Annotated in this window: 14 protein-coding genes; 13 read left to right on the plus strand and 1 reads right to left on the minus strand. The window is 66.9% G+C overall.

The annotated features are described in order from the left end of the window. The first annotated feature begins 1 nt into the window (after position 1). Entirely contained in the window at positions 2–661 is a 660-nt protein-coding gene (locus NPA30_RS01565) for a glutathione S-transferase family protein (RefSeq protein ID WP_256800572.1), read from the plus strand. A 71-nt stretch (positions 662–732) separates the two neighbouring features. Here NPA30_RS01565 and NPA30_RS01570 read toward each other — a convergent pair whose 3' ends face one another. Next, positions 733–2,835: a S9 family peptidase gene (locus NPA30_RS01570; protein ID WP_256800573.1), complete on the minus strand. Its 2,103-nt coding sequence runs from the start codon at positions 2,833–2,835 to the stop codon at positions 733–735. 228 nt (positions 2,836–3,063) lie between these two features. Here NPA30_RS01570 and NPA30_RS01575 point away from each other — a divergent pair, with 228 nt between their 5' ends. The 12 genes from NPA30_RS01575 to NPA30_RS01630 all read left to right on the plus strand — a co-directional run bounded on the left by NPA30_RS01575 (position 3,064) and on the right by NPA30_RS01630 (position 12,912). Continuing rightward, positions 3,064–5,421 carry a putative monovalent cation/H+ antiporter subunit A gene (locus NPA30_RS01575; protein ID WP_256800574.1) on the plus strand — a complete coding sequence of 786 codons (2,358 nt, stop codon included), beginning with the start codon at positions 3,064–3,066 and terminating at the stop codon, positions 5,419–5,421. After that, positions 5,418–5,831 (plus strand): Na+/H+ antiporter subunit B, encoded by a 414-nt coding sequence (locus tag NPA30_RS01580; RefSeq protein ID WP_256800575.1) that lies wholly within the window; start codon positions 5,418–5,420, stop codon positions 5,829–5,831. Before NPA30_RS01575 ends, NPA30_RS01580 begins: the two co-directional genes overlap by 4 nt. Next, on the plus strand, positions 5,831–6,208 hold the full coding sequence (locus NPA30_RS01585) for a Na+/H+ antiporter subunit C (RefSeq protein ID WP_256800576.1): 378 nt from the start codon (positions 5,831–5,833) through the stop codon (positions 6,206–6,208). Before NPA30_RS01580 ends, NPA30_RS01585 begins: the two co-directional genes overlap by 1 nt. 3 nt (positions 6,209–6,211) lie before the next feature. After that, on the plus strand, positions 6,212–7,828 hold the full coding sequence (locus tag NPA30_RS01590) for a Na+/H+ antiporter subunit D (RefSeq protein WP_256800577.1): 1,617 nt from the start codon (positions 6,212–6,214) through the stop codon (positions 7,826–7,828). Beyond that, complete coding sequence (locus tag NPA30_RS01595; protein ID WP_256800578.1) at positions 7,825–8,298, plus strand: Na+/H+ antiporter subunit E; 474 nt, start codon at positions 7,825–7,827, stop codon at positions 8,296–8,298. The genes NPA30_RS01590 and NPA30_RS01595 overlap by 4 nt, the downstream gene beginning before the upstream one ends. Then, entirely contained in the window at positions 8,295–8,669 is a 375-nt protein-coding gene (locus NPA30_RS01600; protein ID WP_306228640.1) for a cation:proton antiporter, read from the plus strand. The genes NPA30_RS01595 and NPA30_RS01600 overlap by 4 nt, the downstream gene beginning before the upstream one ends. After that, the gene (mnhG, locus tag NPA30_RS01605) at positions 8,666–9,070 is read left to right on the plus strand and encodes a monovalent cation/H(+) antiporter subunit G (RefSeq protein WP_256800579.1); all 405 of its coding nucleotides are present in this window, start codon (positions 8,666–8,668) and stop codon (positions 9,068–9,070) included. Before NPA30_RS01600 ends, mnhG begins: the two co-directional genes overlap by 4 nt. A 49-nt stretch (positions 9,071–9,119) precedes the next feature. Then, positions 9,120–9,491 (plus strand): DUF423 domain-containing protein, encoded by a 372-nt coding sequence (locus NPA30_RS01610; protein ID WP_256800581.1) that lies wholly within the window; start codon positions 9,120–9,122, stop codon positions 9,489–9,491. A 177-nt stretch (positions 9,492–9,668) separates the two neighbouring features. After that, positions 9,669–10,607: a ring-cleaving dioxygenase gene (locus NPA30_RS01615; RefSeq protein WP_256800582.1), complete on the plus strand. Its 939-nt coding sequence runs from the start codon at positions 9,669–9,671 to the stop codon at positions 10,605–10,607. Positions 10,608–10,615: 8 nt separating this feature from the next. After that, on the plus strand, positions 10,616–11,227 hold the full coding sequence (locus tag NPA30_RS01620; protein WP_256800583.1) for an alpha/beta hydrolase: 612 nt from the start codon (positions 10,616–10,618) through the stop codon (positions 11,225–11,227). A 339-nt stretch (positions 11,228–11,566) separates the two neighbouring features. Continuing rightward, positions 11,567–12,160, plus strand: a complete 594-nt coding sequence (locus tag NPA30_RS01625) for a hypothetical protein (protein WP_256800584.1) — start codon at positions 11,567–11,569, stop codon at positions 12,158–12,160. Further along, entirely contained in the window at positions 12,157–12,912 is a 756-nt protein-coding gene (locus NPA30_RS01630) for a hypothetical protein (protein WP_256800585.1), read from the plus strand. The genes NPA30_RS01625 and NPA30_RS01630 overlap by 4 nt, the downstream gene beginning before the upstream one ends. Positions 12,913–13,172: the final 260 nt, after the last annotated feature.

Below are 13,172 nucleotides of genomic sequence, written 5' to 3' on the forward strand. Positions count from 1 at the left end.
GATGGAGCGCATTACCGTCACCGGGTTCCGGTGGGTTCCGACCTTCGCACAGGGTCTCGCACGCGACCTGCGCGTCCGCTGGGCGCTGCAGGAGGCTGGCCTGGCGTACGACGTCGATCTGATCGATCTCGGCGAACGGCATTCGGAGAGCTATCGCCGCAGGCATCCCTTCGGCCTGATCCCTGCCTTCGAGGCGGACGGGCACGACGTGTTCGAATCCGGCGCCATCCTGCACCGGATCGCGGAGGTGTCGCCGGAACTGATGCCGACGGACGCGGCCGGACGGGCCAACACGCTTGCCTGGATGTTCGCCGCGCTCAACACGGTCGAACCACCGCTCGACGCCCTGTCGGTGCTGGATCTTCAGCACCCCGGCGAGGAGTGGGCGAAGCTTCGGCGGCCGGGAGCGGTCGAGGCGGTGCAGGTGAGGCTGGACGCATTGGCGGCATGGCTGGAACCGCGCGACTTCCTCCTCGGCCGGTTCACGGCTGCCGACATCCTGATGACGACCGTGCTCCGTCTCATCCGGCACACGGATCTGGTGACGCGCATCCCGGTGCTCGAGGTCTACCAGACGCGATGCGAGGCGAGGCCGGCATTTCAGCGGGCGCTCGCCGAGCAGATGGACGGCTATCGGCAGAACGCGCCGATGGCGGCCTGACGGGCAGGCCCGGACGGGGCTCGTAGCAGCGTCAGGCGACCGAGAGGTCCGCCGCCATCCGCCGTGCCGTGTCAGCCGGCCGTGCCCATCACCTTCAGTGAGAAGGAGTAGATGTAGGCGACCTCCTCCAGCCGGGCGAAGCGGCCGGAGGCGCCACCATGGCCGGCGTCCATGTTGACGCGCAGGAGGATCGGGTTGTCGTCGGTCTTCGTCTCGCGCAGCCGCGCCACCCACTTCGCCGGCTCCCAGTAGGTCACCCGGGGGTCGGTGAGGCCGGCGAGCACCAGCATCGGCGGATAGGCCTGGGCCTGGACGTTGTCGTACGGGCTGTAGCCGGCGATGACCGCGAAATCCGCTTCCGACTGCAGCGGATTGCCCCATTCGGGCCATTCCGGCGGGGTCAGCGGCAGGGTGTCGTCGAGCATCGTGTTGAGGACGTCGACGAACGGCACGACCGCGACGATCGCGCCAAACTTCTCCGGCGCGATGTTGGCGATCGCGCCCATCAGCATGCCGCCGGCCGAGCCGCCCTGCGCGACGATCCGCTCGTGCCGGGTGAAGCCTTCGGCGACGAGATGGTCGGCGACCGCGATGAAGTCGGTGAAGGTGTTGCGCTTGTGCTCGCGCCGCCCGGCCTCGTACCAGCGGAAGCCCTTGTCCTTGCCGCCGCGAATGTGGGCGATCGCCCAGACAAAGCCGCGATCGACCAGCGACAGGCAGTTGGCGTTGAATGCGGCGGGAATGGTGATGCCGTAGGAGCCGTAGCCGTAGAGCATGCAGGGCGCCGACCCGTCGAGGGGCGTGTCCCTGCGGTAGAGGAGCGAGACGGGGACTGTCTCGCCGTCGGTGGCCGGGGCGAAGATGCGGCGGGTGACGTAGGCGTCGGGATCGTGCCCGGACGGCACCTCCTGCGTCTTCAGGAGGCGGCGCTCGCGCGTCTCGACATCGTACTCGAAGGTCTGCGCCGGCGTCGTCAACGACGAATAGCTGAAACGGATGGTGGTGGTGTCGAACTCGTAGGTGCCGCCGAGCCCGAGCGAATACGCTTCCTCGTCGAAGGCGATGACGTGTTCGGCGCCATCGGCGAGGCGCTTGACCACGATGCGCGGCAGTCCCTCGCGCCGCTCCAGCCAGATCAGGTGGCGCTTCAGCACCATGTGGCTGAGGATCAGCCGCCCGTCCTCGTGCGGCACGTAGTCGGTCCACTCGCTGCGCCGCGAGGAACCGGTCGAGGCGGTGGCGATCTTGAAGTCGCGCGCGCCGTCGGCGTTGGTCAGGATGTAGAGGGTGCCGTCGGCCTCGTCGACATAATACTCGACGCCGCGCTCGCGCTCGGCGACAAGCCGCGGCTCGGCCGCGGGATTGCCGGCCGGGATCAGCCAGGTCTCCGACGTCTCGTGCTCGTGGATGTCGATCACCACGAACTCGCCCGACTGCGTCTTGTCGACGTCCATGAAGAAGCCGGAATCGGTCTCTTCGTAGATCAGGGCATCGGTAGCCGGGTCGCTGCCGAGCTTGTGGTAGTAGACGCGGCTCGGTCGGTGGTTGGCGTCGAGCCGGGTGTAGAAGAAGCCGCGCGAGCGGGCGCTCCAGGCGACGCCGCCCGACGTGTCCTCGATCCGGTACGGCAGATCCTCGCCGGTCGACAGGTCGCGGATCGAGATGGCGTAGAACTCCGACCCTTTGTCGTCGTGCGACCAGGCGAGCCACGCGTGGTCTGGCGAATGGCCGACGCTGCCAAGCGAGAAGTAGGCGCGCTCGGCGGCCTCGACCTCGCCGTCGAGCAGCACCGTCTCGGTGCCGTCGCCGCCGTCGCGCAGCCGGCGGACATAGCGAGGATATTCCGCCCCCTCCCGATAGGCGACACCGTAGGCATAGGCACCATCGGGCGCCGGAACCGAGGAATCGTCCTCCTTGATCCGCCCGCGCATCTCGGCGATCAGGTCGGCTCTGAGCGGGCCAAGACCCGCCATCACCGCCTCCTGATAGGCGTTCTCTGCGGCGAGATGAGCCCGGATCGCGGGGTCGAGGCTCGCCGGATCCTTGAACACGTCCTGCCAGTTCTCGGCCCGAAGCCAGGCAAAGGGATCGATGCGTTCGCGTCCGTGCCGACGATCGGAGACCTCCCGTCGCTCGGGCATGGGCGGGCTTGGCAGAAGAGTCGGGTTCGACATGGGCTCTCGAGCAGGCGTTGAGGTCTTGAAGTCCCGCGGCGAAGGACGGATTGGCAGCCGACAGCTAGGAACTGGCGGGCGCGACCGCAATATGCTTTGCCGGGCATGCACGTGCGGAAAGCTCACGGAACTGTCAATGCTTCGGCTTGCGGTAAGGGCAAGGTCTCCTTAACAGGGGACCGGGCGCCGATCGCGACGCCTTGCGGTCGAAGGAGGGTGTACGAGGGGATGGGTGACGGGGCGCATCAGGCCGGCTTCATCGCGCTTGCGCTTCCGTTCGTGGCAGCCCTCCTGGCGCCTGCGCTGACGCGCCTTCTGCGTCATCACGCCGCCTGGATCCTGGCGCTGTTTCCGGCCGCCATCTTCGCGATCGTGGCGGGCTTCGCCGACCCGGTGCTGTTCGCCCAGCCGGTGTTGTTCGGCTTCGACTGGATTCCCGATCTTTCGATCCGCTTCGCCTTTCGCCTCGACGGTCTGTCCTTCGCCTTCGCGCTGCTGATCAGCGGCATCGGCACGCTGATCGTGCTCTATGCCGGCGCCTACATGGCGGGACACCCGCATCAGGGGCGCTTCCTCAGCTTCATCTTCCTGTTCATGGGCGCGATGCTCGGGCTGGTCCTTGCCGACGACCTGATCACGCTCTTCGTCTACTGGGAGCTGACCTCGATCACCTCCTTCCTGCTGATCGGCTTCGATCACGAGCGCGAGGCGGCGCGCCGGGGGGCGATCCAGGCGCTGGTGATCACCGGCGGCGGCGGTCTCCTGCTGCTCGCAGGCCTGATCCTGATCCGCGAGACGAGCGGGCTCGGATCCCTTTCTGCGCTGCTCGGGGCGGGCGACGTGCTGCGTGACAGCGACCTCTACATGCCGATCCTGCTGCTCGTGCTCGGCGGCGCCTTCACCAAGTCGGCGCAGGTGCCGTTCCATGTCTGGCTGCCCAACGCAATGGAAGCGCCGACGCCGGTCTCGGCCTATCTGCACTCGGCCACCATGGTGAAGGCCGGCGTCTACCTGCTCCTGCGGCTGAACCCGGTGCTCGGCCATACGGCGCTGTGGGAGACGATCCTGCCGGCGTTCGGCGGGGTGACGCTGATCACGGGCGCGCTGTTGGCGCTGAAGCAGCGCGACCTCAAGCTCGTCCTCGCCTACACCACCATGGCCTCGCTCGGCCTCCTGGTGATGCTGATCGGCGCCGGCAGCCATGCCGCGATCGAGGGCGCGGTGCTCTATCTGATCGCCCACTCCATGTTCAAGGGCGGCTTGTTCATGGTCGCGGGCTCGCTCGACCACGGCGCCGGCACGCGCGACATCGCCTCGCTGCGCGGTCTCGCCGGCGCAATGCCCGTGACCTTTGCCGCGGGTCTCCTCGGGGCGCTGTCGATGGGCGGCCTGCCGCCGCTCTACGGCTTCCTCGCCAAGGAGGAGATCTACGCGGCCACCGCCGGGCTCGACGTCCGGGCGCTGCTCCTGACCGCCGCGGCCGTCGCCGGCAACGCCCTGATGTTCTCCGCCGCGTTCCTCGTCGGCTTGAAGCCGTTCCTCGGGCGCCGGCACGACGGGCTGGCGCATGCCCACGAGGGCGCCCCGGGCCTGTGGATCGGCCCGCTGCTCCTCGGTCTCGCGGCTCTCTTCGCCGGCCTGAAGCCGACGCTCGCGCACTTCGCCTTCGCCAATCCGATGGCGTCCGCGGCGCTCGGTTCGCCGGCCGAAATCCATGCCGCAGTCGAATTCCACTGGGGCGCGCCACTGGCGCTGTCGCTTCTGACGGTCGCGATCGGCGTGGCGCTCTATCTCGGCGCGCGCCGCGTCCACGACGTGCTCCACGGAGGCTTCACCGCCATCGGCTGGGGACCGGACCGGGGCTTCGACCAGGCGATGCGCGGGCTGCTGCGCGGCGCGTTCCTGCTGACCCACCGCCTGCAGTCGGGGCGGCTCGACTACTACATGACGACCACCTTCGCGGTGATCGCGGTGGCGCTGCTCGGCTCGATGGCCGCAGGCGGCGGCCTGCCGGTGCTGCCGGCCTTCCCGCACCTCTTCTTCTACGAGTGGACGGTGCTGGCGATCCTCGTCGTCGGCGTCGTCCTGGTGCTGATCGCCAAGAACCGTCTGACGGCCATCGTCTCGCTCGGCATCCAGGGCTTCGCCATCGCGCTCCTGTTCATTCTGCTCGGTGCACCGGACCTCTCCTTCACCCAGTTCATGGTCGAGACGCTGTCGGTCGTCGTGCTGGCGCTGGTGATGACGCGGCTGCGCCTGCAGCGGGCCGATCACCGGCCGTGGCGCGAGGTGCTGCCGGACATGGCGGTGGCGCTCGCGGCCGGCTCCGGTTTCGGTCTCTTCCTCCTGAAGGTCACGCAGACGCCCTTCGACAACGCGCTGACGGCCTTCTTCGGCGAGTACAGCCGGACGATCGCGCACGGCCGCAACGTCGTCAACGTCATCATCGTCGACTTCCGCGGCCTCGACACGATGGGCGAGATCGCGGTCGTCATGACCACCGGCCTCGCCATCCTAGCGCTGATCCGCATCCGGGTCGGGCGTCGCGGCGAGCCGCACCCCGACATGGCGGAGGCGCCGGAATGAGAACCGTGATCTTCCGCTTCACTGCGCCGTACCTGACCAGCCTGATGGTGCTGTTCTCGATCTTCGTGCTCCTGCGCGGGCACAACGAGCCCGGCGGCGGCTTCATCGGCGGCCTGATCGCCGCCTCCGCCTTCGCCATCTACGGCATTGCCTGCGGCGTCGCGCCGGTGCGCAGGGCGCTCTACTTCCACCCGATGGCGATCGCCGCGACCGGTCTCCTCGTCTCGGTCTCGGCCGGCTGCATCTCGATCCTCCTCGGTCGGCGTTTCCTCACCGGCCTCTGGACCTTTCCCGACGTCCTCGGCGGCATCGGCCTGTCGACCCCCGTGATGTTCGACATCGGCGTCTATCTCGTCGTGGTCGGCGCGATCACCTCGATCGCGCTGGCGCTCGAGGAGGGGGACGACTGATGGAAGCCGCGCTCTCGCTCGTCGTCGCGATCCTGTTCTCGGTCGCGATCTACATGCTCCTGTCCAAGCACATCATCCGGATGCTGCTCGGGACGGTGCTGCTCGGCAACGGGGTCAACCTCCTGATCTTCACCGCCGGCCGCGTGCCCGCGATCACGCCGCCGATCATCCCCGACGGCGCCGACCATCTGGAGGCCGTCACCGCCAATCCCCTGCCGCAGGCGCTGATCCTGACCGCCATCGTGATCTCCTTTTCCTTCTTCGCCTTCCTGCTGGTGCTGGCCTACCGGGCCTACCAGGACCTCGGAACCGACGACTCGGACGAGATGCGCGTCGCCGAACCCGAGGAGCAGGGGCTGCCGCCCCTCGGCTACTGAGCGATGGCCGTTTCCGACACCCATGCCGCGATCGACGCGAGCGCGGCGCAGCTGCCCGGGGCGCTTGCGGCCGCCGACTACCTGCCGATCCTGCCGGTGGTGATCTGCTTCCTCGCCGGCGCGGTGATGCTCATCCTGCGCAAACGGACCGCATGGCACGGCTGGATCGCGATCCCGGCGCTCTGCCTTCTGACGCTGACCGATCTCCTGCTGCTGCGCCGGGTGGCGGGCGAAGGGCCGCAGACGATGATGATGGGCGGCTGGCGCGCGCCCTTCGGCATCGCTTTCACCGCGGACCTCGCCGGCACGCTGTTCGCCACCGTCGGAGCGATGGTGGCGCTCGCCTGCGGGCTCTTCGCGCTCGTCTCGATCAGCGCGGAAGAGCGGCGCTACGGCTTCTTCCCCTTCCTGTTCCTGATGATGGGCGGCGTCTCCGGTGCATTCCTCACCGGCGACATCTTCAACCTCTACGTCTGGTTCGAGGTGCTGCTGATCGGCTCCTTCGGCCTCCTGATCCTCGGCTCGCGGCACCAGCAGCTCGACGGGGCGATCAAGTACTGCTTCCTGAACCTCGTCGGCACGACGCTGTTCCTGATCGCGACGGGCTATCTCTACGGCTGGTTCGGCACGCTCAACATGGCCGACATCGCCCGCAAGGCGGCGGACCAGCCGGCGGGCGGGGGGCTCTACACCATCGCCGCGCTGTATCTCGTCGCCTTCGGGATGAAGGCCGCCGGTTTCCCGCTGAACGCCTGGTTGCCGGCCTCCTACCATACGCCGCGCTTCGTGGTGTCGGCGCTGTTCGCGGGACTTCTGACCAAGGTCGGCGTCTATGCGCTGATCCGGGTGCTCCTGATGCTGCTCGCGCCGCAGCAGCAGGACCTCGCCTTCATCCTTGCCTGGGTGGCCGGACTGACGATGATGGTCGGCGCTCTCGGCGCGCTGGCGCAGACCGACCTGCGGCGGCTCCTCAACTACGTGGTGATCTCCGGCATCGGCACGATCTTCGTCGGCATCGCGGCGCCGGGGGCGCTCGGGGCGGGCGGCGACGGGGCCGTGGGCCTCAGCGGCGCGCTGTTCTACGCGCTGCATTCGATCGTGGTGATGACCGGCCTGTACCTCGCCGCCGGCGTCGCGACCGACCGCGCCGGCTCGTCCTCCCTGCACGACATGGGCGGGCTCTGGCGCGGCCATGTCGGCTTCGCCGCAATGATGCTGGTGCTGCTCTTCGCCGTCTCGGGACTGCCGCCCTTTTCCGGCTTCTGGCCGAAGCTGATGCTGGTGCGTGCCAGCTTCGCGGCGGGCATGCCGTGGCTCGGCGCGGCGGTGCTCGCGTCCGGCTTCCTCGTCACGATCGCCAGTGCGCGCGTCTTCGCGCTCGCCTTCTGGCGCAGCAAGCCCGAGCATGAGGCGATGGTGGTCGAGCCTGCGCGCTATGAGCACCTGGACGGCCCGAAGCCACGCGGGGCCGACGCGATGCTGCCGATCCTCGGCCTCGTCTGCCTCGTTCTCGCCGCCGGGCTGTGGCCGCAATGGCTGGCGGGGCTGACCCGTACGGCCGCCGCGGGCATCCTCGACCCCGGCGCCTATCTCCACTCGGTGTTCGGAGCCGCGCCATGACGCTGTTTGCGATCAACCTCGTGCTGACGCTGATCTGGGCGATCGTCACCGGATCCTTCTCGCTGTCCAATCTTGCGCTGGGCTTCGTGCTCAGCGCCTTCTCGCTGTTCCTGATCCGCGAGCAGGTCGGCACCGCCGGCTATGTCGAGCGCGCCCGGCGCCTCGTGGCGCTGGCGCTGCTGTTCTTCTGGGAACTGCTGAAGTCGGCCTTCACCGTCGCCAAGATCGTCACGCGGCGCAGGATCGACGTGAAGCCCGGCATCTTCGCCTATCCGCTGAAGGTGCAGAGCGACTTCGAGATCTCGCTGCTGGCCAACCTGATCACGCTGACGCCAGGCACGCTTTCGGTCGACGTGTCGGAGGACCGCTCCACCCTCTACGTCCATGCGCTCGACTGCTCCGACCCCGACGGCACCCGACGCGACATCGCCAACGGCTTCGAGCGCAAGATCATGGAGGCGTTCGGATGAGCGTCGAGGATCTCGCGTCGCTGTTCCTCGAGCTGTCGCTGCGCCTCTCGCTGGTGCTGCTCGGTGCCGCCTTCCTGATGACGGTGCTTCGGATCTGGAAGGGGCCGACGCTCGCCGACCGGGTGCTCGGGCTCGACGTCCTGACCTCCATCGCGATCGGCTTCATCGCGGTGGTGGCGATCGACACCGGCTTCACGCTCTATGTCGATATCGCCATCGCGCTCGGCCTCGTCGGCTTTCTTGCGACCGTCGCCTTCGCGCGCTTCATCCTGACGCAGGGCGAGGCGGAGGAACACCGCGGCGATGCGCTGCCGCTGGCCGGTGACCTGCCGGGCTCCGACGGACCCTTCGAGGAGAACGAGGCCCGATGACCGCCGTCTTCCAGATCCTCGTCGGCCTCCTGATCCTCTGCGGTTCGGCCTTCGCCGCCGTCGCGGCGCTCGGCGTGCTGCGCCTGCCGGACCTCTACAGCCGCATGCACGCCGCCTCCAAGGCCGGGGCGGTCGGCTCCTCGATCATGCTGATCGCGCTGATGCTCGCGACGGACCAGCCGAGCGAGGTGCTGCGGGCGATCGGGGCGATCATCTTCTTCCTGCTGACGGCGCCGATCTCGGCCCATCTCCTTGCCCGCGCCGCCTACCTCGTCGGCTACCCGATGTGGAAGGGCTCGGTGCTCGACGAAATGCCGGATACCGCCCGCAAGAAGCACTACGGGCCGGACCTGCAGGGTGCCAAAGTCAGCCAGTCGGCGACCGACCTCGGCGCGACGTGAGGACGTCGCTTCGCGCGAGGTGCGACATGGGGAACGCCTGCCCTTCACCATGACCCGTCGCACCGCCACGTTCTTCCTGATCCTCGCCGGCCTCTACGGGGCGTTCGGCGTCGCGGGTGCCGCGGCTGCGGCGCACGGGCTCGGCGGCGAGTTCACGATGCTGGCCGCGGCGATGGCGCTGGCCCACGCGCCGGCGCTTCTGGCGCTCGCGCTGGCGCCCGCCGACAGGCTGCGCTTCGCCTGGTTGCCCGCGGCGCTGCTCGCAGCCGGCGTGCTGCTCTTCTCCGGCGACCTCGGCACCCGCAGCGTCACCGGCGAGCGGCTGTTCCTGAATGCCGCGCCGACCGGCGGAACGCTCCTGATCCTCGGATGGCTGGCGATCGTCGCCGGCGCGGTGGCCGCGGCACGTCGCGGCGCCTGACGCGGTCCAGCGACCAGGAAACCGCTGCGTATCGTGGTTCGCCTGCTGCACCGGACTGTCGCATGATTGCGCAACGGTGCGTGCACCGTCAGGCTGTGCCGCCGCTTGCCGATCACGCCTATCTGGTGCGGCGAGACGGCGCAGCACTTCGCCCGCCGAGCCTTGCGAGGGACCACCATGAAGCTCACCGGCATCCATCATCTGACCGCGGTCACCGCCGACGCGCCCGGCAACCACCGCTTTTATACGCAGGTCCTCGGCATGCGGCTGGTCAAGAAGACGGTCAACCAGGACGACGTCTCGGCCTATCACCTGTTCTATGCCGATGGGGTCGCGGCGCCCGGCAGCGACCTGACCTTCTTCGACTGGCCGGTCGGGCCGGAGGTCCGCGGCACGCACTCGATCGTCCAGACCGCGCTGCGCGTCACCGGCGAGGCGACGCTCGACTGGTGGGCCGAGCGCCTCACCGCCGAGGGCGTCGAGCATCACGGCGTCACCCGGCGCGACGGCCGGCTCTGGCTCGACTTCGAGGACCCGGAAGGCCAGCGCCTCGGCCTCGTCGACGACGGCGGCGCTGGCGACGGCCATGTTTGGGAGAGGAGCCCGGTGCCGGCCGAGCACCAGATCCGCGGCCTCGGCCCGATCACCCTGTCGGTGCCCGACCCGAGGCCGACCGAGGCGGTGCTGACGCAGGTGATGGACATGCGCAAGGCGCGCACGTTCGAGGCGAGCGGCCGCACCGTGCTCGTCTACGAAATGGGTGAGGGCGGTCCGGCGGCCGAGCTGCACCTGCGGGTCGAGCCCGGCCTTGCGCCGGCGCGGCCGGGCGCCGGCGGCGTCCACCACGTCGCCTTCCGCACGCCGGACAAGGACACCTACAGGGCCTGCGCCGAACGGCTGCGGAGCGTGCGCCTGCCGTCGAGCGGGCCGGTCGACCGGTTCTATTTCGAGAGCCTCTATTTTCGCGAGCCGAACGGCATCCTGTTCGAGATCGCCACCGACGGCCCGGGCTTTGCCACCGACGAGCCGCTGGAGACGCTGGGCGAGAGCCTGTCGCTGCCGCCCTTCCTCGAAAGCCGCCGCGCCGAGATCGAAGCCGGCCTGAAACCCCTCTGAGGTCCGCCATGAGCGACTATGTCTACCGCGAGCACCGGGCCGCGACGCCCGGTGCGCCGCTGCTCTTCGTGTTTCACGGGACCGGCGGCGACGAGACCCAGTTCTTCGACTTCGGCCGGCAGGCGCTGCCGCAGGCGAGCATCGTCTCGCCGCGCGGCGACGTCTCGGAGCACGGCGCGCTGCGGTTCTTCCGGCGCACCGGCGAGGGCGTCTATGACATGGAGGATCTCGCCCAGCGCACGGCGACGATGGCGGCGTTCGTGCGGGAGCGCGTCGCGGACCTGCAGCCCTCCCGCGTCCTCGGCCTCGGCTTCTCCAACGGGGCGAACATCCTCGCCTCGGTGATGCTGGAGCGGGGCACCCTGTTCGACGCCGCGGTGCTGATGCACCCGCTGATCCCGTGGGAACCGGCGCCGCGCGACGACCTCGCCGGCCGCGACGTGCTGATCACGGCGGGCCGGCGCGATCCGCTCTGCCCGCCGGCGCTCAGCCAGGCCCTCGCCGACTATTTCGGGCGGCAGGGCAGCGCGGTGGAGATGGTCTGGCACGACGGCGGCCACGAAATCCGCCCGGTGGAGGTGCAGGCGGCGGTGCGGTTTTTGACGGGTGTGGCGGGGTGAGGGGGCGGTGCGCGGGCGGCCGCTGGTCGCAGGCTTTCCGACTCTAAGGCCGTACTTTATCCCGCCCGGGCCGTTTTCCAGGCCCGCCGGCTTTGGACGACTGGGAGAAAGCAGCCGTTGCGCAGCATGGCGTACGAGCCTCAGCGATGAGAGGGTTTTGATGCTTGGGCCAGGCTGTCCTCTCCATTCGCATCGGCGCGCGAAGCTTGGTGGCTAATTATTACGCCACCTCAGCCATTTCTTGGCGCTTCTCTTGAACGACTTGCTTGGACGCAATATCTTGGCTTGAAGTAATGCCGGACAGGGCAATTCGAGCAAACGTCGAATAAGGAAGAACCTGTGACCACGAAGTTGCGTATTGATATTTCCCAAGGTCTTATCGACATTGAGGGCGATCCCGAACTGGTTCGAGAAATCTACGCCGACTTCAAGACCCACCTCTTAGGCGTAAATTACGCTCGGCCAGCGCCTCCAGCTCAGTCAGGCGCGGCTGCTGGGGCTGACAAAGATGAGCAGCCCCCACCCGTATCCAAGTCTAGGGCGAAGCGCCGTCCCCCTGTTAAGAAGAAGACAAACGGCGACGAGAGCGGCAGCGGTGTACTCGCAGATTCACCCAAACTGGACAAGAATTTGGACACGTCTGCCCTTGGCGCCTTCTATGGCCAGTTCAAGCCGAAGAACAACTCGGAGAAGATTCTTATCTTCTTGAAATTCTTGACCGATTCGCTACAGATAGAACGCCCTAATACGGATCAGGTTTATACCTGCTTCAAGGCTATGGGTGAGAAGATACCTAAGGCATTCGCTCAGGCATTTTATGATACCAGCAGCAGGCTCGGTTACATTGATTTTATGTCGTCAACCGATATCTCTATCACCATCTCGGGCGACAATCACTTTAACCATTCGATGAAGCAGAAGGCTGCTGAATGAACGACGCAGTCAATCGATTCTACAATTCCATCGAAGGTGCAGCCAGCCAGAGCCAGAACGGCATGGTGGAGCTGTTCCTCTATTTCCTGACTGCGGAGCTAGGGCAGGAAACTGCCACACCTAGGCAGATCGCCGACTGTTTTGAGGCGTGTGACCTTGCGGCGCCAGCGAACGTCAGCGCGCGGCTGTCCGAGGGATTGAAAGTCAAGCCACCCAAGTACATCAAGACAAAGGGCGCGTATAAGCTCCAACGCCATACACGAGAAGCATTGTCGAAGAAGCTCGGCGCCGAAACTGTGACCGCTCAGACGAGTGCCACGCTTCGGGGTCTCGAACACAAGCTGCCCGCTGGAGCTGACAAAGAGTTCTTGAAGGAGGCGATAGACTGCTTCGAGATCGGAGCGAATCGCGCGGCGATCATCATGACCTGGATGTTGGCGATGGACCACCTGTTCGCGTACATCCTCGCGCACAAGCTGACAGAATTTAATGTGGCCGTATCCAAGGACAAGGGATTAAAAATCACGTCAGTGTCGCAGCGCGACGATTTCACCGGAATCAAGGAAACTAAGTTTATCGAGCTGTGCCGATCCGCGGGTATCATCTCAAATGACGTGCGGAAGATTCTTGATCAGAAACTAGGCACGCGGAACTCGTGTGCTCACCCGTCCGGCGTGACCATTAACAAGTCGAAGGTAATCGATGCTATCGAGGACCTTGTAGACAATGTCATCCTCAAATTCCCGGTCTAGTTGACGAGCGTCTTGCCGCATGGAGGGGTGCTGCGTTGGAATTGAACGCAAGCAATCTTCTCCGGCCGTGTGCAGAAATTTGGAGCTCGCAAACCGGAGTGGATGATTGTTTCCTTGATTACGGAGCTGAGCGCGTACGGACTTGAGCGCGAAATGAACTGCGTTATGGCGGGAGTTCGATAATGATCTTCCGCCGGCTGTAGCCGCAGCACAATCCACCTGATCAGGCCTTGAGCCTAAGGCCTTCGCTCCTCGAACCC

Source organism: Mangrovibrevibacter kandeliae, assembly GCF_024519155.1.
Classification (GTDB): domain Bacteria; phylum Pseudomonadota; class Alphaproteobacteria; order Rhizobiales; family Rhizobiaceae; genus Mangrovibrevibacter; species Mangrovibrevibacter kandeliae.